Source organism: Pseudomonas mandelii, from assembly GCF_002251635.1.
Lineage (GTDB): Bacteria > Pseudomonadota > Gammaproteobacteria > Pseudomonadales > Pseudomonadaceae > Aquipseudomonas > Aquipseudomonas mandelii_B.
Genome location: NZ_NMOJ01000235.1, coordinates 57092 through 81710, shown reverse-complemented (window position 1 = coordinate 81710; position 24619 = coordinate 57092). Strand labels below are relative to the sequence as shown.

Sequence of the window (24619 nt, the reverse complement as noted above, 5' to 3'; positions counted from 1 at the left end):
CCCAACAAGACTGGCGGGACGCCATCACGCCGTTACACCGATCAGCTATCCACACGTTCGCCTAAAACAGCCCTCCCAATTCAGCGGGCGTCCAGTTCATGATGACCAGCTCGCCACTGACCTCGGCTTTCCCCTGCCGTTGGTTGGTGTTGCAGTAACGAATGTCCAGTGTCTCGAAATGAAAACCGTCAAACACCCGCCGAATGTCCGGATGGTCGTTGATGCTCACCATCACCTTGCCTTTGCAGCGGCGCATGAAGTCGGCCATGTGCTCGTAGTTCTCGAACGGGAAGTCCACCCCATAGCCGGCGGTCTGCCAGTAAGGCGGATCCATGTAGTGAAAGGTATGCGCACGATCGTAACGTTCGGCGCATTCAAGCCAAGGGAGATTTTCGACGTAGGTGCCGGACAGACGCTGCCACGCGGCCGAGAGGTTTTCCTCGATGCGCAGCAGGTTGATGGCAGGGCCAGTGGTGGCGGTACCGAACGTCTGCCCGGTGACCTTGCCGGCGAACGCATGGTGCTGCAGATAGAAGAAGCGTGCGGCGCGCTGGATGTCGGTGAGGGTTTCGGGACGGGTCATCTTCTGCCACTCGAACACCTGGCGTGAACTGAGCGCCCATTTGAACTGGCGCACGAATTCTTCCAAGTGGTTCTGCACGACGCGGTACAGCGTCACCAAGTCGCCGTTGATATCGTTGAGGACTTCAACCGGCGCGGCCTGAGGGCGCATGAAGTACAGCGCAGCGCCACCGGCAAAGACTTCGACGTAGCATTCGTGAGGCGGAAACAGCGGAATAAGGCGGTCGGCCAGGCGGCGTTTGCCGCCCATCCAAGGGATGATAGGGGTAGACATAGATAGCAAGACCTTTACTGTATGGATAAACAGGTGCTAGGCTCGCCGCGCTTCGTGCACGGAGTAAGAGCCTTGGCTGGACTTGCAGGGACCATCTGCAGGGACGGCGGTCGGGTTGGATGTTGACGCATCCAACCCGGCCGCTCTTTTCACTTCGGTGTTGAGACTTCTTTGGCGTAGGCCTGACAAGCTGCCAGGGCGATCAATCCTTGGTCGCCGGCATCGGTGATGCCGATAATTCGTTGAGCATGCGCTGGGTCAAGGTGGGCTCTTGTGGGGCCATGAACCACGCCGCTGGAGGCGGCGGTGGCTGACACTGAGTCGCTGCCGGCGGCAACGGTTGCGTCGAGTAGGACTGACAGGCGCAGATCAGCAGTGGCAAGACGGTCACGCAGGCGACCTTGATCACGTTGGACATCGCTCAAGACTCGATAATGGGTTTGTTCACTGGCCGACAGCCGTTGTTCCAGAGCCAGACGTTTGCCCTGCTCGGCCTGTTGTTGCGTCGCGGCAACCTGGGTCAGCTGATTCAGCTTCTCGGTCTGCAGGCGCGCTTGCTCCGCCAGTCGCTGTCCGTAGCGCCAGTCCTGGACCTGCCACGCTAACGCAGCCGATCCGCCAGCCAACACGGCCAGCAGCATCCCTTTGGCGAACAGTTGATACGGTGTCGGGATCCCCGCCAGGAAACACATAACGCCGCTTTCGCCCGCGCCCACAATTGCAAACGGTCCTCCAGTCCGTTGAGCCCGCCGTTTATGCGTCGGGTGATAGTGGTGAACCGGTCCTTGTCGGCGAGTTCATTCAAACCGTTGCGCTGCCAGAACCACGCAGCCGACTCACACGCCCACTGCGGTTGCTCCAGCAACTCGGGCTCGCGCAGCAAGCGATCATCACCAAACAGCGCCTGGCTGCAGGCCAGGTAGTTACGACGCCCGGTAATCTGGATCAGCCCCCTGCCCCGGTACTTCTGGCCGTCGCCATCTGCTTGAGGCGTGTTGCCCAGGCGCTCGGCCAAGGCACCGGTGTCATATTTGCCCAGGTACTGGTCGCTGCCCAGTTCACGCACGTAGCGCAGTTGGCCGGATTCGTGGCCGACCTGGGCGAGGAAGGCGGCGATGCGCTTCGCATTATTGATTTGCCGGTGCGTCATCGCGGCGTTGAGGGCGGATACAAAAACGCCCGCTTGGCGGCGGGCGTTCGGCATGATGCGTTGTAGCTGTTGCTCGGTGATCGCCATACAAACTCCAGGCATAAAAAAACCGCACGCGGCGGCCGGGGTGCGCAGGTGCGCGTTACAGGTTCACGACTTTGAGCGGCTTGGCTTCCTTCTTCTTTTTCTTGCCCTTGGCATTGGCCTTGCCAATCTTGCCGCCGTTACATTCGACGGTGGTCGACCAGCCAGCTTGGGTGTACACCTGCTCGACTGAGTCGGTCAGGTATTCACCATCGAGGCCGACCTTGAAGCCCAGGGCGATGATCGAACGCTCGGCAAATAGATCCGTGCGACCGGGCATCTCAAAACGCACGCCGGCGCTCGATCGGTTGAACGCGGCCAAGCGCGCCTTGGCCGCGGATTCGGCGGCGGTTTTGTTGGGGTAGATATGCCGATCGGTATGCACCGCCGGCAACCCGTCCGGCAGGTCGTCATTGTCCAGGGACATCACCACCAGCTTTCCGGTTTTCTTGTCCTGATGCTTGGCGCCGACCGACTTGTGCGTGTTGCGATCCTCTAGATTGAACTGCCAGCGGCTCACGTCGCGGCGCGTCAGGGTGATCGCGCCGAAGGCCTTGCCGCTGGCGGTCTGCCCGCCCTGACGCGGCATCACCAACAATTTACCGTCCGCCACCTTGGCCGTGCAGTCGTATTGCTTAGCCAAGCGCGTGATGAAATTGAAGTCCGACTCATTGAGCTGGTCCGCCCGGACGACCTTGGTCGACACCGGACACCCCGGCGCCCAACCGTTACGCGCGGCGATATCGCCGACGATCTTCAACAACGGCACGTCCTCCCAGCTCCCGCTGCGGACGGTCTTGCCACTGCCGCGCATGTCGCTGGCCTTGCCCTTGATCACGATCGTATCCGGCGGGCCGGACACGGTGACCGCGTCGACCACGTAGCGGCCCAAGCGAGCCAGCCCCGTCTCGGCATAGCCCAGATAGATCTCGATCCCGATGCCGCGCCGAGGCAACGTCACCAGCCCGTCACGGTCATCAATGCGCAGCTCGAAGGTGTCCGAATCCATGCCCGGCTTGTCGGTGGTGCTGAGCTGAATCAGCCGATCGTTGATCAGGCCGGTGATATCGGTGCCATCGGCCACGATGCGAAACATGGGAGTCATGGATTTTTTCCAAAAGAAAACCCGCACAAGGCGGGCTCAGGGCGGGAGTGGCGCGTTACGCGTAACGAACGGATTCGCCGGCAGGCACTCCGGACGGCGTCAGTCCCACAAGGTGACTTGCTCCTGGGCGGGCGCTGCCAGATCCGGCAACAGGATCACCACGCCGTCGCGGTACGGCTGCGGCTCATCGGCCAGCCCCTGATTGGCATCAAGGACCGCCTCCACGCTGCCGTTGAGGTGGCCATAGAAGTTATGGCAGATGGTGTCCAGCAGATCCCCGTCAGACGTTCTGCATGTCGTCGCCATAGCGCACAAACTCCAGAGTGAACCCTTGTTTGCGCGGAATGCCGCCCTGCATCAGCGCGCTTTGTTCTTCGTCGAGGCTTTTCAGGCACCAGGTGCCGAGCGCATCGCCGTAGCCCGTGGTCAGGGTCAGCGGCTTGAGCTGGGCGCCGAGCGCGCGCAGCGTGTCGAGCTGCTTCAGGCCGCCCTTGAACCCGGGGAAAATCGCGCCCTTGAGCGTGATCTTTTCGTCGCCCATGCCCACGCCTTGTTGTGCCGGCCGACGCGACAGGCGCTCCTGGGAGGCCCAGCGGAATTCGGTCGAGCGGCGCAACTCATCAAAGGCCGCCGTATCAAGGTTGAAGAAATACGGCGGCGCCTTGGGATCTTGCGGCTGGATGATCAGCAGGTGCGGAAACGGTTTCACCGCCTCCGGCGCCGGCGTCTGATCCGTGGCAAAGGCCCCCGTTGGCACGATGTTGGCCAGCGACGGACTGACCTTGCCGGCGATCTTGTTAATCGCCGTCGCCGCCTTGCCCGCCTGTTCCTTCAGCACCCCCATCCGCTCGTCAATCTGCGACAGCGCCCGGGTGGCCGTGCCGTACATGGCCACCACTTTTCCGACCTGGGCCTGAGCCGCATTCACCCCGCGCATGACGCGCTGAAGCTTGGCCCCGATCGCCGGACCGACAAAAGGCAAACCCTCCAGCTCGGACGCCGCCCCGGTGATTTCCCCGATCGCGCCATTCACCGGCCCCAACATGCCGTCCAGGCTGCGCCGGCCGGTTTCCCCGGCCGTGGCCAGAAACTTCATTCCCGACTGTAACCGCTCCAATGCAGTCTTGTTTTGATCAGACATAGGCCCTCCCGATTAAACGTGCGGCGCGTCAAAGAGCTGAGCGCTTCCCACCTGCTTGGCCATGTCGCGATAGTACTGATCGAGCTGCGGCTTGATCTGCGCAAAAAGCTGATTGCCATCCTTCACGTCGCCGTTGACCGTCAGCGAAAACGGCGCCTGAATCGCCACGTTGGACTCAACTTTGGGCGCCTCCGCTTTCGCCGCCATCGGCTTGACCAAGGCCCCCGCCGCCGCGTCCGCGCTGGCCGGCGGCAGCATCATGGCTTTGGCCGCCTCCCCCGGTTGCGGCGCGGGATCTTCCAGGCCCGAACGAATGACTTTCGGTCGACGCAACTCCGAACCCGGGAAGCGCACCTTGTTGGCAAAGTGCGGCATCAACATGGCGTCTTTCGAGTTGAGGTCGCGCGGGTCATACGACACCGGCGGCGCAGCCGCTTCACCCGGCTGCGCCGCCGGATCTTCCAGGCCCGAACGAATGACTCTCGGGCGACGCAACTCAGAGCCCGGGAAGCGCACCTTGTTGGCAAAGTGCGGCATCAGCATGGCGTCTTTTGAGTTGAGGTCGCGCGGGTCATACGACACCGGCGGCGCAGCCGGCACGCTCGGCGCGGCGGCGGTCGTCGCGGCGACGGCCGCCCCCGGGCCGGCGCCGGGGTTCGTCAGCATCAGCGGCCCAGTGGTCGACGGAGCGAACGACTGGGCAATCCCGCCCAGCACCGGCGGGATGTCCTTGCCGGCATTGGCCATCATCAGCGGACCGGCCGCCGGCAGGCGCTTCAGTTCGTCAGGCGTGCCAAACGCCGCTTTCCCCAGCGCACCGCCCAGGGCGTCACCGCCCTGGCTGCCGAGATAACCGCCAATCAAACCACCGACGAAAGTGCCAACCACCGGCAGGACCATCGTGCCGAGCGCCGCCCCAGCGGCCGCCCCGGTCAGCGTGCCCGCCAGCCCACCCACTGCCGCGCCGTAGCCTTCGGCTTTTTCGTCCTGCGTCACCGCGTTGTCGTAGGTGTCCTTGGCTTTCAGACCGGCCTCAACGACCGCAAAGATGGCCGGCCCCTTGACCCCCGAGGCCACGGTTCGACCGACGCCACTCACCGCCCGCCCGACCGAACCGGCAGCGCCGGCCGTGCTGGCCGCCTTGGCCGTGTTTGCGGCGGTCGAGGCGACACTGGCCAACTTGCCGCCTTTACCACCCCGGCCGCCCTTCCTGCCTTTCTTGTCGCGTTTGCCGTCGTCGTCCAGATCGCCGGCATCCAGACCACCACCCCCGCCACCACCACCGCCCACCACAATGACTTTTTGCGGAATGTTCGGATTGCCCATCAGCGAACCGCGCCCGATGTTGAGCAAGCCCTTGGCGATCTTGAAGGTACTCATGGCGCTCTGAAAGGCGATCACCGCTGCCACGGCCGCGCCGATGCCGGTCACCAGCTTGGGCGATTCGTCCGACAGCTTGCTCAGGCCTTGGGTGACGTAGGTCAGCCCGTCCGCGACGGCATCCGTGACCGGGCGAAACGCGTCGCCGATCGCGCGCATGGCGTCGTCCGCGCCCTGGGCCATTTCCGCCCACTTCTGCGCCGACGATTGCCGGCGCTCCTCCAGGTTCTTGTCTAAGATCCCGGTGGCGTTGGCCGAGTCCTTTTTCAGACTGGCATACAGCTCCTTGTTCTGCATGAACGCCGTCAGCGCGCCCTTAACCTGCATGTCGGCGAACAGATCGCCGGTGCGCAAGGCTTGCTCCAGGGACGCGATCATGGCCTTGGCTTTTTCCGGGTCGGCCTCCTTGCTGATCTTGGCCGTGGCTTCGGCCATGGCGGCGGCCTTCTTCGGATCGGTCGCGGCAATGTACTTTTGCGCCAGTTCAAAGCTGGATTCCAGAGTGGATTTACCATTCTGCAGCCCGGTATTCATCGACGCCTGATAATCGATCCCGGCCTTTTTATAGGCCTCGACCGTGTCACCCGAGCCGATCTTTTCCATCCAGTTTTTGAGGTTGTTGGCCGCCTCATCGGAACCGCCGGCGGTCTTCATTTGCACCTGAAGCATGGCGCCCAGTTGCGACACCGAGTCCATGCCGGTGATGCCAAGCTTGCCCATGCCCGCCAGCAACTCGGGGAACCAACGCGCCATGTCGGCCGCCTCGAAACTGCCCGCCTGCCCTTGGTAGGCGATCGCCTCCAGGGCCTTTTGCATCATGGCCGGGTCGGTGATCTTGGCGTTCTGCCCCAGAGCGTTGATCATGCGCGCCGTTTCGCCACCGTCGGAGCCCTGCCCCACGGCGAACTTGGCGGCGGTCGGGGCGTATTGCAGGGCCTTGTCCAGCTCCATGCCAGCGCCCACCAGGGCATTGACCACCTCGGCCACCTGATTGCGCGCCATGCCCGTATCGCGCGACGTGTCGACGATCTTTTTCGACAACTGCGCTTCTTCGGGCTTGTTGGCAATGTTCGACTTGATCGCGATGTCACGAATGATCGCGCCATAGTCCGCACTGACCTTGGTCGGAATGGCCATCGCCGCCGTGGCGGCCACCGCTTGGCCGACACTGCTTTTGAGTTTCTGCTTGCCTTCGTCGAGTTGCTGGTGACCTTTGGCCTTCAGCTCGGCCTTGTTCGCCGCCTGCCCCATGGCCGCATAGGCCTTGGTCAGATTGCGCACCTCTACGCCTTCTTTCTTCAGGCTGTTGAGGTTGCTTTCGAGTTGCTTTTGCAACGCCGAGGCACCCTTCTCGCCGGCCATGTGCGCCCGGCGCCATTCGTCGCGCAGGCGCATGGTGTCGCCAATGGTCTTTTCCAGCACCCGGGCTTTTTTGCCTTCCGTCTCCAGGCGCTTTATGCGACTGGTGACGTCCTTGAACGCCGAGCCCACCGTGGAGCTGACCGCCCCGCCAATGACCAGACCGAGCGCGAGTTTGTTCGCCATGTGCGTGCCCTATACGTCGGGGAGTTCAAAGCGGCTCAATCCGTGAGCCACCACAGCATCTGATCGAAGGGCAGCGTCTCAATCTCGGCCGCCGAGAACCCTGTCTCTTTGGCCAAGCGTTGAGCCGTGTCCCTAAGCGTGACGGCGTTAAACGTCGTCTTCTTCGACCAGGCGAAAATAGCCCGCCGAAAGGCGCTGGTAGTCCTTGAATTTCAAGGTCAACAGCTCCGATTCAGACAACCCGGTCAAGCTGCTGAACAGCGATATTTCCTGCTTTTCATAGTCCCCATTGCCGGCGACCTTGGACGCGCGCCAATCCTTGAGGCTGGGCGCACGCATGGTCAGCGCGTCCGTGAGGACGTCACTGATCAGGGTTGGGTATTTGAGCGTTACGGTCACGCCCTCGGCGCTCAGCTTCAGCCACTTAGGCAAGGTCGGCTCGGTGGTGTCTTGGGTTACTTGAGTCATGTTCTTTTAGTCCTTAGAGGCCGAGGGCCGAACGTTCTGCCGCCAGTTGATCAACACCGTCGACCACCTGAATCATGTTGAGCGGGTCGATCTCGTACATCACGCGACCGTCGATTTCGAGCTTGTAATAAATGCCCTTGATCGCATGCTTGATTTCCGCCTTGTCGCCCGGCTTCCAGTCGCCCATGTCGACCTCTTTGATACCGCCGCGCAGGGTGACCACGACCGGCGTCACCACGCCTCGCAGGCCACGGAAGGCGCCCCGAAAGACGATGGTGCAAGCGGTCTGATCGGCCAGACCGAAGTACTTCAGCGACTCGCGGCGCACGCCGTTGGTGGTAAACGCCGCTTCCAGCTTTTCGAGGCCCATGGCCATTTCGATCGGCGCGGACATGCCGCCGCCCTGATAGTCGTCGGTCTTTTGCGTCAGCTTGGGCAGCGACAGGGTCGGCACGTCGCCGGCGAAACTTACGCCGTCGACAAAGGCGTTCATGTTGGTGAGAACTTGAGGAATCATTGAGCGGCCCCCTTAGGCGGTTTCAAGAACTTCGGTCAACCATTCGTTGGTGACTTCAATGAGGAAATTCGGGTTTTCTGCCGGCGGCACGTCGGTGAAGCGGATGCGCCAGTAAATTTTGCCCTGTTCGATTTGGCTGGCCGTGTTCATCTCCTTGTCCGCATAGACTTCGAAGTTGATCACCGCGCCGGCGTTCTTCTGATCGCGCATGAACGCTTGAAGGCCTTCGGTCACGTCCTGCACATAGGTCTTGGTGATCGAGCGGTCGACTGCCCACTTGTGCCCGGCCTGGATCGCATCCATGAGGATGTCGCAGGTACGCACCCGGGTAACGAACGACCATTTCGGATCGCTGGACAACGTGCGGTTGCCCCACAGGCGATAACCGCCATCGCGCAGAATCGTCGAGATGTTCGCGTTATTCAGCAGGTTGGCCCGGCAGGTTTCGTCGCCATCCAAGTACTCGATCGGGCGCTTGGTGCCGGTGATGCCGACAAACTCTTTGTTCGACGGCGACGCCCAGTAGCCGTAATTGGCATCGGTCCAGGCGAACAGACCCGCCACCCACGCCGAACCCGGCGCGTCAACCGTGGCACTGGTGACGGTGTCCCAATACTTGACGCCGGGGTCGACCAGATACAGGCGCTTGCTGCCGAACTCCAGGGCGTAGGCCATGGCCGCCTCATCGGTGGTGTTCGGGCCGTCGATAATGGCGATCGCGCGCAACTTGCCGGCCAGCGCATCCATGGCCGTGGCCACCGCTTGGGTCGAGGAATGTCCCGGGGCGATCAGCAACTTGGGCTGGGCGTTGTGCTTGCTCTTGCCGTCCAGCAGCGCTTGCAGGCCGGTACGCTGGCCATCGGCCAGAACGCCACCAATGATGGCGGATGTTTGCAGCGCGGCGTCTTCTAACTTGGGCACGCCGATGGCGACGATCACCGCCTTGGCCCGCACATAGATCGCCTGGGCGGCCTTGGTGATGGCCGAGTCAGGGCCGAACGCGGCAATGGCTTCGCGCTCGGACGTGAGCAACACCAGCTCGCCGGCCAGGGCCTTGCCGCCGCCCAACAGGCCCGGGGTGAAGGTGTCGCACAGACCAATGATCGACGACGACGGCAGCGAGATGGTGCGCGCACCGGTGTCGATCAGCGTGGTAGTGACGCCGTGAAAGAAACTCATAAGGCTCAATCTCCAGAAACGAAAAAGCCCCGCATAAGCGAGGCTGTCAGGGGTGTGCGTGTTACGCGTAACGGAAAAGAAAACGCCCCGTCAGTGCGGGGCGTCTATTTGGTTTGCTCGGCCAGCCAAGGTGGCGCAATCGGGCGGTGGTCGACCAATGGAAACTCAGCCCCTTGCGGCCAATCGCGCAACTCACGGCGGTAGACCTGCAAGGCCGTGTATTGCTCTGCCGTCAGCGTGGTGGCTGGGCCACTTTCCAGTTCGTCACGGTGGCGCGCCACCACGCCGTCAGTCCTGGCCAACTGCCCATCCCGCCACGCCCGCTCAATGTCCGCCAGTTGCTCGGCACTCATTGGCGGACGCTCAATCAACGACGGCGGCTCAGTATCAAAGTTGATCATAATCAGCTCTGTCTGCCCGTTCATCAGCTCAGCGTGCAGCTCCGGGGCTAGCTCAATGGCGTCCGCCGGGATCTCCCCGCCTAATTCGGAATCGTGAAACGAACGACTGGTTTTGCTGGAGAAAATCATAGACGTAGCCCCTTAAATCCCTAAAGCCAACACACGCACCGCCGACTGACTGGCGGTGTAGTTGGACTGCAACATCACCTGATTCAGACCGTTAGGCATACCCGCACAAAACGGCGAGCCGGCCGTGTTGTAAATCGCACTATCGGTCATCGACACGTTGCAGCCGAAGTTCGCCGTGGGGAAGGCGATCGGCAAGTTAAACGCAGACGCCATAAACGCCGAGGCGAACTGCGCGGTAAACCACTGCATGATTAGGCCAGACGGCAGTTTCTGATAGCCTGACGCCCCCAGCAGAGCACCAAACGGCGCCGTTTTAGCAACCACGCCCGGCCCCATCAACACCCACACACCGCCGCCAATGAAAATGGCATCCAGATAGGTGTCGACCGGAATGGTGCGCGTGCCGGCAGACGACAAAACAGACAAGCTCTCCTGCATTTTGTCAGTGCCCTGACACACCAACAGCATGTTGTTGGTGCTCCAGTTCTGCACGCGAACCGTAGCCCCGGGCGTTAGGCCGTTCGCCACCGAGTCCGGAAGACTGTACGAAGTCCCCGCCCCGCCCGACGAATGTACCAACCCGCCAACATGGGCAGCGATCCCCGCTAGCGCGCCGGTGATCGAGTAGAACCCAGAAAACTGCCACCCCGCCGCTTTCACCCCGGCAGTTGTGGCAACTTTCTGGCTGTTGTCGAACTTAGACGGGGTCGGGGCTAGGGGAGCGCCTCGCAAAATCGTGTCTACAAAATCCGACTGTTGCAGCATCACGGTCGCGCTGTCGCAGAACAGCAATGACGATTGGCCTTGCGTAATCACCACCCCAGCCCCGGCAGCGGTCTTTACCGTAACGGTGAAGGCTCCAGAGGTAACGTTCTGGAAGTGATAACGACCTACAGCAGACGGCACGATAACCGTTCTATTGCCCGTCAGTACCCCGGTCAGCACGATAAGGCCCGCAGCCAATTGCGCCGCTGTCGGCGTGATGCTTCCGCTGCCCGCGATGTTGACACCGATCGCACCATTGATGGCCACACCCAGCGCCGCCTGGACAAACTCCGTGTTGGCTACCGACTTATCGTTGTCGCCCGGGGCCGGTGTCGTGGTCGTCGGATTGCCGGTCATGGCAATGCTGTCAAAGTCGCTCTGCTGCTGCACGATGTTGTTCGAACCGTTGCAGAACAGCAGGGTTGACCGGCCCTGCGTGACCACCACCCCGGAACCCGTCGCCGTCTTCACCGTCAAGGCGAAAGCGCCTTCGGTGCTGTTGACCACTTGGTAACGCGCCGGCATGGTCGGAACCACAATTGTGCGGCTGCCGGTCAGCGCCCCGAACAGGCTCAGCGTTCCCGTTCCGGCCTGAGCTTCCGTCAGCGTCAGTACACCGGAGCCGGAGACATCAATGTACAGCTCGACCCCTCTGGCCTTGATCCATTCAGTCGTTGCAAGCTTCTTGGTGTTATCAAACCGAGCCGGCGCATTCGCCGTGGGGCTGATCAGCGCCGGCGAATTGAGCGGCGCAAAGCCTTGCGTCACGTTCTGGAACGTCAGCGCCGTGGTGCCCAGGACAATCGCCCCGTCAGTGACCAACTGCCAACGAGTATCGGCCAGCGTCGCTCCTTGCTCTACGGAGACCATCAGACCCGACGTCACATCTGTACTGGCGTCCGCGTCTTTCGCCCGAACCCAGTCAGCAACCGCGGCAATATAGAGGCCGTTATCTTTTGCGGCCGTCTGGTTTTTAACCAGGACGCGATCGCCAGCGACTACGGCCACGCCATCGATTGCTTGCGGCCCGGCCAGTGCGATGTTGGCAGTAGTCGCCACGCGAACCGACTGTTTGCTGTCGAGCTTGTACAGTTCTTCCAGCACCTTCGAATCGACATACTCACGCGTCGCCAGCACCACCGACGGGTCAATCTTCAGCGTGATATTGGCAGCGCTGGACACAATGAAATTCATCCGCACCACTTGCGTGCGGCCCGAGCCTTGCGACAGCACCGGCTTGAAACTCGGCGCGCAGTTGGCCACCGCCACCAGATCGCCGTCCGCGTCATACAGGCCGATTTCGCGAATCCAGAAACCGCCCTCGTCGGCCGGAATGACCTGCTCGGCAATGATCACGGCCGGGTTGACCGGATCAATCTTGACCTGATTGAGCGGACGGCGACGCCATTCGCGGATTAGGTGGGCTTGCGTTGCGTTGGGGATCGGGTCGGTGCCATTGGCATCACCCACGCCCATTTCCGTAAGTTTCCAGGGAATGCCGAGCGCGTCGGCGTTCGCCTGCTTGGCCATCCCCACGTTCGTGAGGATCGCAAAAAACTGCGAATTCGCATCAATCATAATAAACGTCCAGGGTGTCTATGGAGTGTTCGCGGCCGACTACGCCGAAGGTTCCGGTGACCTCGATGTCACGCATGACCGGCGGATATACGTCGATTTCGTCGCCTTCATACACGGCGACACTGATGTCTAAAACGCCTTGGGTTTCCAGGCTGATCGCCAGCCCGGTCAAGTGCCGCGTGACGGGTTTCGCGTCGTCAATCAGGCGCTCCAGCTCCTGATACATTTCTTCGGTGATCCCGGTGTCCAGCACGCCAACCTTCAGCGCAAAGGTGCCCGGCGGGCCTTCCGGCACCGCGTTAAACCACTCGACGATTTCAATCAGGTAGCCCAAGGGCTCGACCACCCGGCGCAGTGCGCCGATGGTCCCCTTGTGGGCATGGATGTAATAAGACGCCTTGATGGCCGCGCGCTTGGTCGCCTCGGTCCATCCTGGGTCCCAGCGATCGACCGACCACGCCCACGCCAAATGCGGCAGCAGATGGACCGGGCAGGTATCGGCGTTGTACAGGGTGCGCAACGGGACAATGGTTCGCTCATAAAACGCCGCCTCCAAGGCGCGCTCCAGTTGCGTGCTATTGCTCGGCAGCAGGCTTTTCATGATGCCCCCGCCAGCTTCACGTCATAGCCCACGCAATACGCCGCCTGCGCCTTGGTCGGCGCCAGATCCGCCCAGCCGACCAGCTCAACCCGGGCCACGCCGGCCACATGCAACTGCGCATCGACCGCCGAACGCGCCACCTCGACCCCCAAGCGCTTGCGCGGATTGATCCACGCCGCCAAGCGTCGGTTGGCTTCGGCCAAGCTGGCATCCCCTTCAGGCCCCACGCCGGCCATGTGCAAAATGGCGTCAATGCGATAATCAATAATCTGCGCACTCTGCACCGTCACCCGATCGCACACCGGCCGCACGTCTTCGTCATTCAACGCCGCCTTGACCGTGGCCAACAGCTCGGCACTGGCCTCACCCTTACCTTCGGAACTCAACACCGTGACCGTGACGTAACACGGCGCCGGGCTTTCCGCCGTGGCGTCCATCACCAACCCCGAGGCGTTACGGGCGTGCAAGATGTAACTGGCGCGCGGCCCGGCCGTGGTCAGCCCCTCAAAAGCCAACTGGATGCGCTCGCGAAACGGGTCGTCCTGCTCCTTGACCTCCGGCACCGGCGGCACCGCCGACAGATCCTCGGCCTGAATCACCAGGCGCTTCAGGTTGTAATTGGCGCCCAGGTGATCAAGGTCAGCGCCGATCGCATGGGCCAACAGCAGCGCCTTGCAGCCATCGTTAACCCGGGCACGGTTAGCGACCTTCATATAGGCCCCCACCTCCAGCACCTTCACCACCGGCTCGCTTTCAATCGGCGCGCTCCAGTTGTCTCCCATATGGCCGCGAAACGTGCTCAGGGCTTGGTCATAGGTGTCCTCGAAGTCCAACGGCTCCAGCACATCCGGTGCCGGCAGGGCCGACAGATCCACGATGCTCATACGCTCACCTCAAACAGAAAACGGTCGCCGAGGTATTCGCCGGCAATGCTCAGATTGATTTGCCCGCCCAGCACCGAGAGTGCGCGGATGCGCTCCAGCTTGACGCGCGGTTCCCAGCGACTGATCGCCCGGACCGCCTCGGCTTGCACCGAACTTTTCCAGCCTTCATTCACCGGCATGTCGACGTACAAGGGGATGTTGCTGCCGTACTCCGGCCGGTGCCGGCGACTGCCCACCCGTGTGCCCAGGATGTCGGCCATGGACTGGCGCAGATGCGCGATGCCGGAGATGGGTTGGCCGGTGTGGCGATCCATTCCGATCATCTAGGTCACTCCTTAAACTGTTCGAATTCTTCGCTGGCTTTCAGGAACGTCAGAGCCTCGCTGTCGGACGTTGCGACTTCCACCAGCCCTTTGGCCACCGACAATGCGCGGCCGCTTCTGGGGATGATTAAAGTTCGTGACGTATAAACCTTGTCGCGAAACTTCAGCCGCAACTCTGGTACCGGAAGCGCGATTGGTTGCTCATCGCTGACAGGGGTGTCGATGGTCTTGGCCATGTTTTCTCCAGGCAAAAAAACCCGCACTTGGCGGGTTGTCGTGGGGTGAAAAATTAATGCGTGTGATGGTTGCTGTTACCACCGGTGTCAATGATCGCGCCGGCACTGGTGATGCCCTGCGTGACGTGTAGCGCACCGTCGATGGTCACCGCCGCTTTCAGGTTGATATTGCCGGTCGTTACGGTAACGGCGGCATCGGTTACGATCACCTCAGTACTGGCGACTTTAATGGTCACCGTGCCGCTTGGCAGGGTGATGGCGTAGGACCTGGCCTGCCAGTCGTAGACCAGCGAACCACCGTCGTCGAAACGCCAGACCTCGACATGGTCGCGGTTATCCGGTGGCGCGCCAGCGTTGCCATACAAGCCCGGAACAAAAGTGCCCATTCCGGCCTGACCGCTGGGGTTGAACAACACCCCCTGCTCACCGAGGCTTGGCACGCGCCAGTGTCGCGCCTTACCGGCGGCCAAGCTGTGCCAACGCACCCAGGCGCTGGTCCACTCGCCATTCGACACCCGCACTGCAGGTGCAACCAGATCGACGCCGACTACCGCACACGGCATCAACATGGCTGCAATCATGCGGTCATGCTCGGCGCACGCGTAACTCACGGCAGGTCCTCAGGTTTGAAAAAGTCGGGTTTGACGTCGTCGTTGAAGCCCAGCATCAGGGTGCCCGGCGGTTCGTCCGGCCACGGCCATTCTTCCTCGCCGAGGTAGATCTGCTGCGTCCACTCCACCAACCAGACCACGTAGCCATCCAGCTCCGGCTTGGTCCAGTCCTGCATCGCCTGAACAAACTCGGCAGGCTCTACCTCGAGCCCCCACGTTTGCAGTCGCAACAAGACAGCCAGCTGCGCTGCCAGGTGCGCGGCTTGCTGGCAATGCTGGGGGCGTATCGGGTCAACAATGATCCGGGCCTCGAACTTGCAAATAACGGTTGTCTGCCCCGTTCCGATGTCGACACCAGGTTCCATCTCAGCCAACTCGATGAACACCGCCGGCAGTGCAATGCGATCCTTGATGTTCGGCCACGCTGTCACCGCGTGAACGCCTGGAAGATGAGCCTTCAGGTGTTGTTCTATTGCCCGGTACAGCTGGTCGAGACTGAAAGGCTCATCAAACATTGGCCGTCCCCTTCAAATACTTTTGCAGCTCAAAGTTGAATTCCTGCCGCAGAATTTCCAGCAGGCGCGCATCGGCGCGTTTGACCCAACTGTCGAAGTGCGGGCGGGCTTGTTCCAGTGACACTTTGGCTTTGGCCAGCGGGAAGCGATTGCCGTTTTCCGCCACCCAACCCGAACTGGCGCCACCGGCCGACGACACTGTGCTGTCGGGATAGTCGTCCGCGTTGAAGTGCTTGCTCGCAGTGCGAATCCAGATGTCGGGCTTGTTGCCGTAGACCCTCTTGAGAAAGGCGCCCTGATAACGTCGATCGGCCACCGACACGCCAGTGCCAGACTGTCGTGCCCGACCGATTCGACTGGACTCGATGGCATTCAAACCGAACCACAACTTGCCGCTGGTGGCCCCACCGGCGACCGGGTAGCTACGCAAGCGCTGACGAACCGCCGCGACGGCAATACGTTCCTGCCGACTGACGGCCCGGGCAATATGCGTACGCAGCCAACCTAACGTTTTGTTGATCGCACGACGTTGCGCAGCTGCTGCAGCCTTGGGCACCAGCTTGGCGAAGTCCTGGAACGCGTTCAGGTCTGCCGTCGAGGACTGAATGGAAATCATCCCACCACCGGCCGACGGCTTGAAGTAGCTGCCGACGCTCACGGGCGCATCCTCAGAATCAAGGCAACCAGACCGTCGCCACTCGGTTCCAGCTGCAGCAGGTCGTAATCGCCACCGCCATCCAGCGCGGGCAGATCGATGCTGATCAGCATGCCCTGCTCCAGGCCGTGCGAATCGCTGACGCGGATCTCGAACCTCGGCTCACGCAATCCGGTGTTGAGCTTGCCGAACTGGGGCTGTAACCAGGGCGCGGCGAACATGCCGAGCACCGGTTCAGCTCGGCCCTCGATCCGCGCGCTGTCGCCCAGCGTTTCGAATACCACCGCATCGACCTCGGCAATCAGATCGCGAAAGCCCACGGTCAGAGCTCCAGCAGGATCTGTGCACGCGGCCGGGTGCACAGGTGCAACGGGTTGGACTGGGCTTCACCAGCCATGCCCTTGCCGAACTGCATCGGTTCAATCTTGCTGTAGTACGGGATGCCCTGGGTGTTGACCGTTTCCATGTAGTCGGCCGGTGCGAACACTGAGATGTACAGATCAGGAACACCTTCAGGAACCAGCAACGCCTTGTCGTCGTGGACGAAAGACACACCGGCAACCTTGCCACGGTAGCGCTCCCAAGTAATACCGCCGAACTCAAAACTCTCCCGAGCATCGCCACGTAACGCCGCAGCCTGTAACGTTCCTTCGTAAGTTTTAACTACTGCCTTATGAGCGATCAGCTTGCTCCAGAAATGCTTGCCGCAGAACGCGCGGGAATTGGTGCTGGTCACGGCGCCGAGTGCGTCCTCCTGCATGTCCAGCGCTTCGAGGCACTTGACCCGCAGTTCAGTGCTTTGATCATTCAGGCCCATGGAGAGCTTCTGACGCTCTACTCCGAAGCGGTCATACAGGTCTAGCAGCACCGTCGAACCATCGGCATCCAGGATCAAGCCGTTGAGCGCGCCCATACGCTGAAACTCGTGGGTTGCGTCCAACTGACGGCGCGCTTTGGCCAGACGGGTATTGACCACATCCTGCACTGCCTGCAACTCGGTGCGGGTACCGAAGGCGCGAATACCTTGAATCTCGTCGGCCTTGATGGTGAAGCGCTCCGGCAGGTGCACGGTGTTGAACGGGATCAGATTGCGCTTGCTCGCCGCGACCACCAGACCAGAGCCGCCGCGTTCACCAGCCGGCACCAGCGCCAGGGTGTCGCCGTCCTTTTCGATCTGCACGGTCAGGGTGGTGATGCCTTCTTCGCGGAACAGGCCAAGGGCGCTGATGCGGCCCGGGAGGTAGGGTTGATCGTTGAGTGCAGCAGTCAGCGCGGTAACGGTAAACGCTTCGTCGTCAAAAATGGCGATCTCGGCCATGGGTACTCTCCAGAAATGAAAAAACCCGCTCAGGGCGGGCCGGATAAACGTAAGGGATAGTCTTAGCGAACAATCAGGAAATGGCTGGCCAAAGCCTGTTCCGCCAAAGGGTCAAGCCCGGTCAGGTGTGCTTCGCTGACTTCAGCCAAACGCACCACGGCGCGCCCCCGACGCACAATGTCCGACTCGCCCAATGGCCCGTAGAGAATCGCCACGGCCGCCTCGGTACCGTCTGTGGCAGCAGAGTCATACGGTGCGAATTCGGCTGTGGCCGTCACCAGGCCGAGAACCTGCCCCGGATTCAGCGCGGGGCCAGCGGCGACGTTGATCGTTTCCCGAGAAATGTTCCCAGCGCCCTCGGACAGCAGAAACTCACCTGCGTGGATCGGCTCTTTTTTGATGTTCATGCTCTTGCTCCTTTCGCGCCGCGCGCAGTTCCAGATTGGGCCGCTTGTCGCGAAGCCCAGATCGAGGTGGGATCAGGTTGTTTGGCGAGCACCTTGGGTGCCGGGTCGTGGTCGAGCGGCAGGCTGTTGTCGATTTCAAAGCCCTTACCGCTGGTGACAATTTTGTCGAACAGACGGGCTCGAACCGCTGCAGCATCCAGCCCCGCTGAAACGTACTCGGCGCTGAACTCTGGCAAGCGGGCGGCCACACACAGGTCATTCACCGCCTTGGCACGCGCCAATCCGGCCAGGACGATCTCTTCGCTTTCGAGCTGGGTCGAACTGAGCAGCGGCTCAACCAGGTTGCTGATGCCCGCCGCCGTGCAGCGCTGGGTGATCATCAGTGCCAACTTGGCCGAATCGACCACCGGCGGCACCAAGGGCGGGTCGAGTTGATCCGGCTCCAGGTCCGGATCCGGTTCAGATGCTTCGTCGAGCTGGGCCACCAGTTCAGCCGGTGCATGCTGGTAACGCTGCAGCACGGCCCCTTGGCCAAGGCAGGCCTTGACCGTAATGCCGTCGCCGACCTCATCGGCCAGACCCAGTGCCACCGACTCATTGGCTGTCAGCCAAGTTTCGGCGTTGACCATGCGCCGCAGCTCCGCGTCATCAATGTCCGGCGCCTTGGCCTTGTAGGCCGCGATGATCGCCTCCAGGGTCTGATCCAGCACATCAGCGACCCGGCGGAAGTCCTCCGCGTCGCCTCCGGCATAGGTGTAAGGGTTGTGGATCATCAGCATGGCGTTCGATGCAATGACGACACGGTGTGCACCACACACCGCCACGCTGGCCGCACTAGCGGCCAACGCATCAATCCGGCCGGTGCAGCGCTCGCCCAGGCGCGACAGCGCGTTGTGCATCGCCAACCCGTCAAACAAATCTCCGCCGATGCTGTTGAATGCCGCGATCACCGGCGAGACGCCGTCGTCTATGGCGCGCAGATCCTGCACGAATTGATTGGCAGTAATGCCCCAGGTGCCGATCTCGCCATAGACAAAGACTTCGATCACTCTCTCGGTGTCCTCGCCGCTAGACTGCAACGCGTACCAGGTTTTGTCCTGAACTTGCACACGCTGGCCTGCCCGGTTGTAAACGCGCGGTCGCGCTTTTTTGCTCATGGTTGCTCCTTGTCGTCGATTGGCTCGACGGCATCCAGGGTGTTGTAGTTGAGGCCCAGTGCGGTGGCCCGCGCCAGATCGGCGGCGTTTTCCAGGTCGACCGTTTCGGCGTCGTAGCCAGTGCGCAGGACCATCTCGCTGCGCGAGGCAAAGCCAGCCTGCACTTCCATCCGTCGCGCCTGAACGTCCTGCACCGGTTGGATGTAGGCCCAACCTTGCGGCACCCAACGGGTACGCAAATAGTCACGGCGCTTCTGCGCGTAATCGCCCAGCACCAGGACACCGGACAACACGGCCATGTCCATCCAGGCGGCCCGTACTGGGCGGCAGAGCTGGTGGACATAGACACCGAATTGCAGTTGTTCCAGGCGGCGCCGAAACTCGTTGAGCACCACACGTAACGCTCGGTCGTTGATCCCGCGCATGTCGCCGGTGAGGATCTCGTAAGGCGTGCCGGACCCAGCGGCGGCGGCCATCAGTTGCTGCCGCATGAAGTCCGGGTAGTTGTTGCCCGCGTCCGGTGGCTTGGAGAACTCCACCTCTTCACCTGGTCCCAACTCCTGCATGGTGCCGGGCTCCAGCGCGACCATCGGGGTGAAGCCGTCACGATCGAGATCCAACAGCTGGCCGGTGACCGGATCTCGTGGCGTCTGCCCCGAGTCCGAAGCCGGCCGGCTGATGAAGCCGGCAAACAGGTTGGCCACCTCCTGGCGAAACAAGACCGCGTCGTCGTAGTTGTCGAGACTGCGCAAACGCTTGAGCACAGGCGACAATCGCGGCACGCCGCGCAGTTGACCCGGCTCGACCGGTTCAAAGATGTGCAGCACCTGGGCCGCCGGTACCCGCACCAGCTGGTTGTAGCCGGCGTTCAACGACGACGCGTCGCGTGGATGTGACAGGTACATCCAGTACGCCACCCGTTTGCCGCCGGGATTGAACTCGATCCCGGCGCGGATAACGTTGCCGGATTTGGTGCTCTCGTACTTGTCATGCGGTACGAACTCCGGCGCCAGAATCTGCAGCTGCAGCGGAACCGCCAAACCCTCGTCCAGGCTGCGCGGTCGTAGCCGCACGAAGCACTCGCCAGAGGTTTCAACCGTGCGCGCTACCAGGGCCTGCTGGCCGTAGAAATCTGTGCGTTCATCCGCGTCCGATTCATCGACCCAATCGCCCCACAGCTCCTGCAGCAATTTGCGTAAAGCATCGTCGTCAGTGGTCGGCCGGGGGGTGATGCCCGTGCCGATCAGGTTGCTGACGCGCTTGTCGATCACGTTGAAGGCATACGGGTCATTGCGAACCGCTGCCCGGGAGCGCGAACGCAGGTTGCGCAGTGCCGGGGTGTTGATGCTGTTGATCCCGTTGTCGGGAGCATCCCAACCAGTGGAGCGTCGGCCCTCCCCGGCACCTTCGTAACTGGCCTTGATGTTCGACGGCAACACGAACCCGTTACGGGTGAGCGTCGGAAAGTGTCGGGCCATTAGACTCCCTTGCCCCCGTGGTAAAGCCGAACCACGCGCGAGCGCGGTCCGGCAGCGTTGACCAGCGACGAACGAATCTCTTCGCGCGCCTTGAGCAGCTCGTCGACGGTGCGGTATTCCACGGTGCGATCGGTGTAGCGGACGACTTTCTCACCGCGAGCGATGGCCGCCTCAACCGCGTCGAGGTGCTTCTGGGTAAATGACATATCAGCGTCTCTTCAGGTAACCGCTGGTGGAACTGCGGCGTTGAGGTGGTGTTGCTGCGGGGCGCCTTTGCACGACCGGAACAGCGGGTGGTGACGCCGGTTGCCGAGTCGGTGTTGCTGAACCAAGACTATCGACCCGTTCGCCTTGAACGGGCTTGCTGCCCAGGGCTTCGTCAAACAGTCCGGACTGCGCCAGGGACTGACGTACGCGCTCCCAGTCGTGTTCCTTGTAGCGATTCAGGCCCAGGTAATGCGCCATGGCCAGGCAATACACCATCAGGTCGAGCGCTTCGTTGCGCTCGGCTTTGCCCTTGACCCACTCGATGCGCTTGTGACCGCGTACGTAGCGCGCAACCTTGCGCTCTGCGACGCACTGATCGAAGAAGTCATCCGGCAAGTCATTGGCAAAGTGCAACGCACCCGGACCGGATTCGAACGGGTAGCGGTTGTAAATCCAGTCCTTTGCCGTGTCGGTACCGACGAACCACAGCTCAGCACCGTTGCGTTCGGTTTGGCCTTTCCAGGTCACGTCGACCATCGAGGGGCGTTGAGCAATGACCGGCTTGCCGGGTTTGCTTGCACCTTTGATGGCGAACACGTTGCGCCAGCGACGAACACGACAGAACTGGTAAACCTCATCGGTGTGGTGACCGCCGGAGTCGACAGCGGTGGCCAGAATGCCCAAGCCAACACCGCACGGATGGCGATATTTAGCCTTGAGCAATTCATCCAGAGCCGCCCAGGTGCGCTCGTCGGCGGGATCGCCCGAAACGATCTGGAAATCAACAACCCAGCGCTCCATGCCGGCCCCCCAACCCATGGCCATGAATTCCAGCCGGTTGGCCTGAACGTCGACGGCCCCGGTGATCATCATCACCGCCGCTGGCATTGAGCCAAGGCTGTATCCTTCCAACCGCGCCCGCTGCCTCAGGACGTCTGCTTTGGTCTGCTCCTGAGCCGCGTCCCAAACCTTCGCGAGACGGGTGTTGTAGAACACCTGCATGGGCTCAAGATCGCCTTTGGCCTGGGCCTTCTTCGCCTTCTCGAATTGCTTGGCCAGCGACTTCCAATCCATCCAACCCAGCGGCGAATACAACGCGTTGAGGTGGAAGCCAACGGTTTCGCCGTCGCCATCGGCGTGCGCCCGCCATTCGCCTTTGGCGAGCATCTCGCCCTTGTGGTACTCCTCGATCAGCACGTCACACTCAGGCCCGGCGCACTGGTAGTGCACCACGCTAAAATCCGTTGAGTAGTGCAGCCGATCCCATTCAAGGGTCTGCATGTGCCCACAAGTCGGGCAAGGCACGTAGTAGTGACGCTGGTCGCTGCCATCGAACAGGTCGGAGATACGCGAGGCGCCCTTGATCGTCGGCGAGCTGGAGAAATAGAACTTGGCGTTGCGGCCAAAGGTACTACCCCGGGTTTCCGCCAGCTCGATGGGATCGCCCTCCTCACCGATATCAACTTCCCAGCGGTCGATCTCATCACCGTAAACATAGCGGGCCGACAGCTCCGATAAGTTGGCGGCCGAGCCGGCGGTGGTGACGTACAACGTGCCACCCTCGAACTCCTTGGTGTCCATGGTGTTGCGCGAATCCCGCGAGCGGTTAGCCGCCACACGTTCGCGCAAAACCGGCGTCGCCTTGATCGTTTTGCCGATCCGAGAGGACACCCGTTTGGCCAGGCCGAGGCTCGGCAACAGTGCCAGGATATTTGACGGCGCCATGTGCATCAGGCCACCGATCCAGTTCAGACCGATCTGGGTTTTCATCAACTGCGACGCGACCATGGTGATTACGCGCTTGCAGGGGTGAGCCGGCGACAGGCAGCGCATGGGCTCGCGGGCATACGGCGTACGCGAGGTGCGGTACTGGCCCGGCTCAGCGGCGCCGGTATCACGCGGGATCCGCATGTACTCGTCAGCCCATTGATCGATCCAGACGTCCGGGTCGGGCCGTAGCCCACGGAAATACGCCTCGCGGTACACCTCTGCACCGTCAGGGAATCCAGTGGGCATGGGCTTAACTCGTGGTCAGTGCGTGTTCAAGGTCCGCTGAAGACATGCGTTCGGCGTCTTCCAGCGAGCGGCGGATCGCCGCCGTGAGGTGCTTTTCGATTTCCCAAGGGTCGGTCATGGATGCCAGTTCCGGCGCCAGTTGCGGAGGCATCCCCAGCAGTTGATCGCGCAGCATGCGACCGGCGTTGTAGGCACCGGTTTGAACTGCCGGCAGAGCTACCAGCGAGCCTTTAGCCTTGTGCAACTCGATCTCGGCGAGCTGGGCTAGGTTGTGCTCGCGCAGTGCGCGGGCCTTCTGGAAATCGGGGAGCTGCCCCGCAGGGGTGATCACGAGCGGCGGCGCAGCCGTTGAAGTCGGCTCGACCTGGCTGGATAGCTGACTGTAAACGTCACGCTGAAGCCGATCTTGGTGGTGGCGGTCAGCGACAGCAGTCTTACTGGGGTCAGCGGTGTCGCGAATCAACGCTTCGCTGGCCGTGACATCGACCTGTTTACCGTCGGCGGTCAGTACCAGGCGGTTGTTGTTTTTCAACCAAGTGATGTAGCTGGGCGCCCTGCCGATCCGAGCCGCGAAGGCGCTCTTTGACAGGTACATTGGTTCTGTCATAAGCCCTCCTTTTCAACGGCTTTTCAATGGGAACCTTTCAATTTCAATGGATTGAATTTCAGTAAGCTGACAACCCTGCCGCTAACAACTTCCCGCGGGTTTCCGACCCCGTACCCGCGAGATAACCCCAGGGTCCCCGGCGGTTTCGGCGCGCCGGAGCGATTCGTTACCCCTACTTGCCACTGGTAGGTGGTCCTTCGCAGACGTCCAGCCGCTTGGCGGCCCAGCGTTCGTACAACCCGATGGCAACATCTGCACCGGCCATTGCAGTCAGGCAGCCCAAGCTGCCAGCGGTCCAGATCGTCATGCCAGCGCCGATCATCAACATCATCGCCGACACGCCGCAGACAATGCAGGCACCGGAACGCAGTGCAAGACGCCGCATCAATGCCCAACCTCGTGCACCGTCTTTATCGGCTCTCCACATTTCACCGGATACGCCACCGACCAGAGCCAGGACGATCACTAACCAGATCGGCATCTCTGCCAGCGCTTGCTGCTCATTTGTCATGTTGTGCCTCAAGTGAATGAACGTGCCGAACACAAAAAAGAAAACCCCGCCGGTGGGCAGGGTTTTCAGTGTCGCGGCGCAGGCCAGGACGAAGTGCACAGCACGTGCTCGGGGGAAGCGCCAAGGCGCAAAATCCATATCGTGGTGACTTTTTACCCCCTGAGTACGGAACCGAAAAGGGGGCATTTTCGGTTAACCGGCTCGACGCAACTTTGACGCAACTTTGAGGAGACTTTGAGGCATCCCTCCCCGACCAGTGGTCAGCCACTTGCGGGCATCAGCACGCTCAGTCAACACCTCCAACAGACGCTGATGCAGGCTATGCACCAAGTCGTAATAGGTTTGTTTGGCCTTGGCGACATAACCTAGCTCATGCATCTGCATGATCCAGGTAGGCGCCGGATCATCGCCGTAACGCAATCCCGCCAAGCGCTGCAATCGTTCACCACGTTCGTCTTGTCGAGCGATCTCGGACAATGCTGCACCGATCTCTTGAGCGACGCTATCGGGACCTGCTCCAGCGCCGAGGATGATTCGGGAGCCTGGTGTTCCGCGAGGCGCGCAACCGCCCCATTCCATAATCGTTGCCATCGGGCTGCTCATCCCCCCGGCCTCGCCGTTGTGCCGACATTGCTCACCCCAGTGCTTCAGCAGTACCTCCATCGCCTCAATCATTGTCCTTCCCCCCGAAGAAGCGAACCCAACACAGAAAAACCAATAGCCGACACAAACCCAACACAAGTAAAAGCCTTTGAATTCAATACCTTTATCAAGCTTGGGTGGGGTGTGTTGGGT

At 61.5% G+C, this 24619-nt stretch carries 29 protein-coding genes; all 29 read right to left on the bottom strand.

Annotated elements, in window-relative coordinates; genetic code table 11:
- Window positions 1-61 precede the first annotated feature (61 nt).
- Window positions 62-856 (bottom strand): DNA adenine methylase, encoded by a 795-nt coding sequence (locus tag B7L09_RS28015; RefSeq protein WP_010456149.1) that lies wholly within the window; start codon window positions 854-856, stop codon window positions 62-64.
- 149 nt (window positions 857-1005) lie between these two features.
- Window positions 1006-1548: a lysis system spanin subunit gene (locus tag B7L09_RS32540; protein ID WP_094471575.1), complete on the bottom strand. Its 543-nt coding sequence runs from the start codon at window positions 1546-1548 to the stop codon at window positions 1006-1008.
- Window positions 1458-2093, bottom strand: coding sequence for a glycoside hydrolase family 19 protein (locus B7L09_RS28005; RefSeq protein WP_094471574.1), 636 nt, complete (start codon window positions 2091-2093; stop codon window positions 1458-1460). Before B7L09_RS28005 ends, B7L09_RS32540 begins: the two co-directional genes overlap by 91 nt.
- Before the next feature lie 55 nt (window positions 2094-2148).
- Window positions 2149-3195, bottom strand: coding sequence for a phage late control D family protein (locus B7L09_RS28000; protein WP_010456155.1), 1047 nt, complete (start codon window positions 3193-3195; stop codon window positions 2149-2151).
- Window positions 3196-3294: 99 nt separating this feature from the next.
- Complete coding sequence (locus tag B7L09_RS27995) at window positions 3295-3501, bottom strand: tail protein X (RefSeq protein ID WP_010456157.1); 207 nt, start codon at window positions 3499-3501, stop codon at window positions 3295-3297.
- A complete protein-coding gene (locus tag B7L09_RS27990; protein ID WP_042932707.1) occupies window positions 3476-4336 on the bottom strand; it encodes a phage tail protein in 861 nt (286 codons plus the stop codon). The genes B7L09_RS27995 and B7L09_RS27990 overlap by 26 nt, the downstream gene beginning before the upstream one ends.
- A gap of 12 nt (window positions 4337-4348) precedes the next feature.
- The gene (locus B7L09_RS27985; RefSeq protein ID WP_010456161.1) at window positions 4349-7261 is read right to left on the bottom strand and encodes a phage tail tape measure protein; all 2913 of its coding nucleotides are present in this window, start codon (window positions 7259-7261) and stop codon (window positions 4349-4351) included.
- A 147-nt stretch (window positions 7262-7408) separates the two neighbouring features.
- Window positions 7409-7729, bottom strand: coding sequence for a phage tail assembly protein (locus tag B7L09_RS27980; RefSeq protein ID WP_010456163.1), 321 nt, complete (start codon window positions 7727-7729; stop codon window positions 7409-7411).
- A gap of 13 nt (window positions 7730-7742) precedes the next feature.
- Complete coding sequence (locus tag B7L09_RS27975; RefSeq protein ID WP_010456165.1) at window positions 7743-8246, bottom strand: phage major tail tube protein; 504 nt, start codon at window positions 8244-8246, stop codon at window positions 7743-7745.
- A gap of 12 nt (window positions 8247-8258) precedes the next feature.
- On the bottom strand, window positions 8259-9425 hold the full coding sequence (locus B7L09_RS27970; protein ID WP_010456166.1) for a phage tail sheath subtilisin-like domain-containing protein: 1167 nt from the start codon (window positions 9423-9425) through the stop codon (window positions 8259-8261).
- A gap of 104 nt (window positions 9426-9529) precedes the next feature.
- Window positions 9530-9955, bottom strand: a complete 426-nt coding sequence (locus B7L09_RS27965) for a phage tail assembly chaperone (protein WP_010456169.1) — start codon at window positions 9953-9955, stop codon at window positions 9530-9532.
- A gap of 12 nt (window positions 9956-9967) precedes the next feature.
- A complete protein-coding gene (locus B7L09_RS32535) occupies window positions 9968-12298 on the bottom strand; it encodes a phage tail protein (RefSeq protein WP_255142816.1) in 2331 nt (776 codons plus the stop codon).
- The gene (locus tag B7L09_RS27955; protein ID WP_010456173.1) at window positions 12291-12899 is read right to left on the bottom strand and encodes a phage tail protein I; all 609 of its coding nucleotides are present in this window, start codon (window positions 12897-12899) and stop codon (window positions 12291-12293) included. The genes B7L09_RS32535 and B7L09_RS27955 overlap by 8 nt, the downstream gene beginning before the upstream one ends.
- Window positions 12896-13783, bottom strand: coding sequence for a baseplate assembly protein (locus B7L09_RS27950; RefSeq protein WP_010456175.1), 888 nt, complete (start codon window positions 13781-13783; stop codon window positions 12896-12898). Before B7L09_RS27950 ends, B7L09_RS27955 begins: the two co-directional genes overlap by 4 nt.
- Window positions 13780-14106 (bottom strand): GPW/gp25 family protein, encoded by a 327-nt coding sequence (locus B7L09_RS27945; protein WP_010456177.1) that lies wholly within the window; start codon window positions 14104-14106, stop codon window positions 13780-13782. The genes B7L09_RS27950 and B7L09_RS27945 overlap by 4 nt, the downstream gene beginning before the upstream one ends.
- A gap of 5 nt (window positions 14107-14111) precedes the next feature.
- Complete coding sequence (locus tag B7L09_RS27940; protein WP_010456178.1) at window positions 14112-14342, bottom strand: hypothetical protein; 231 nt, start codon at window positions 14340-14342, stop codon at window positions 14112-14114.
- Between the two features lie 53 nt (window positions 14343-14395).
- Window positions 14396-14953 carry a phage baseplate assembly protein V gene (locus B7L09_RS27935; protein WP_010456182.1) on the bottom strand — a complete coding sequence of 186 codons (558 nt, stop codon included), beginning with the start codon at window positions 14951-14953 and terminating at the stop codon, window positions 14396-14398.
- Entirely contained in the window at window positions 14950-15468 is a 519-nt protein-coding gene (locus tag B7L09_RS27930; RefSeq protein WP_010456183.1) for a hypothetical protein, read from the bottom strand. Before B7L09_RS27930 ends, B7L09_RS27935 begins: the two co-directional genes overlap by 4 nt.
- Complete coding sequence (locus B7L09_RS27925) at window positions 15461-16126, bottom strand: hypothetical protein (protein ID WP_010456186.1); 666 nt, start codon at window positions 16124-16126, stop codon at window positions 15461-15463. Before B7L09_RS27925 ends, B7L09_RS27930 begins: the two co-directional genes overlap by 8 nt.
- Window positions 16123-16443 (bottom strand): head-tail joining protein, encoded by a 321-nt coding sequence (locus B7L09_RS27920; RefSeq protein ID WP_010456188.1) that lies wholly within the window; start codon window positions 16441-16443, stop codon window positions 16123-16125. Before B7L09_RS27920 ends, B7L09_RS27925 begins: the two co-directional genes overlap by 4 nt.
- Before the next feature lie 2 nt (window positions 16444-16445).
- Window positions 16446-17441 carry a major capsid protein gene (locus B7L09_RS27915; RefSeq protein ID WP_010456190.1) on the bottom strand — a complete coding sequence of 332 codons (996 nt, stop codon included), beginning with the start codon at window positions 17439-17441 and terminating at the stop codon, window positions 16446-16448.
- Window positions 17442-17503: 62 nt separating this feature from the next.
- Window positions 17504-17848, bottom strand: coding sequence for a head decoration protein (locus B7L09_RS27910; RefSeq protein WP_010456192.1), 345 nt, complete (start codon window positions 17846-17848; stop codon window positions 17504-17506).
- Window positions 17845-19005, bottom strand: coding sequence for a head maturation protease, ClpP-related (locus B7L09_RS27905; RefSeq protein ID WP_010456194.1), 1161 nt, complete (start codon window positions 19003-19005; stop codon window positions 17845-17847). The genes B7L09_RS27910 and B7L09_RS27905 overlap by 4 nt, the downstream gene beginning before the upstream one ends.
- The gene (locus tag B7L09_RS27900) at window positions 19002-20483 is read right to left on the bottom strand and encodes a phage portal protein (protein WP_010456196.1); all 1482 of its coding nucleotides are present in this window, start codon (window positions 20481-20483) and stop codon (window positions 19002-19004) included. Before B7L09_RS27900 ends, B7L09_RS27905 begins: the two co-directional genes overlap by 4 nt.
- Window positions 20483-20689, bottom strand: a complete 207-nt coding sequence (locus B7L09_RS27895) for a phage head-tail joining protein (RefSeq protein WP_010456197.1) — start codon at window positions 20687-20689, stop codon at window positions 20483-20485. The genes B7L09_RS27900 and B7L09_RS27895 overlap by 1 nt, the downstream gene beginning before the upstream one ends.
- Window position 20690: 1 nt before the next feature.
- A complete protein-coding gene (locus B7L09_RS27890; protein WP_010456199.1) occupies window positions 20691-22706 on the bottom strand; it encodes a phage terminase large subunit family protein in 2016 nt (671 codons plus the stop codon).
- Window positions 22707-22710: 4 nt separating this feature from the next.
- A complete protein-coding gene (locus B7L09_RS27885; RefSeq protein ID WP_042932705.1) occupies window positions 22711-23313 on the bottom strand; it encodes a hypothetical protein in 603 nt (200 codons plus the stop codon).
- A 172-nt stretch (window positions 23314-23485) separates the two neighbouring features.
- Window positions 23486-23824, bottom strand: a complete 339-nt coding sequence (locus B7L09_RS27880; protein WP_042933045.1) for a phage holin family protein — start codon at window positions 23822-23824, stop codon at window positions 23486-23488.
- A 192-nt stretch (window positions 23825-24016) separates the two neighbouring features.
- Entirely contained in the window at window positions 24017-24499 is a 483-nt protein-coding gene (locus B7L09_RS27875) for a hypothetical protein (RefSeq protein WP_010456203.1), read from the bottom strand.
- Window positions 24500-24619: the final 120 nt, after the last annotated feature.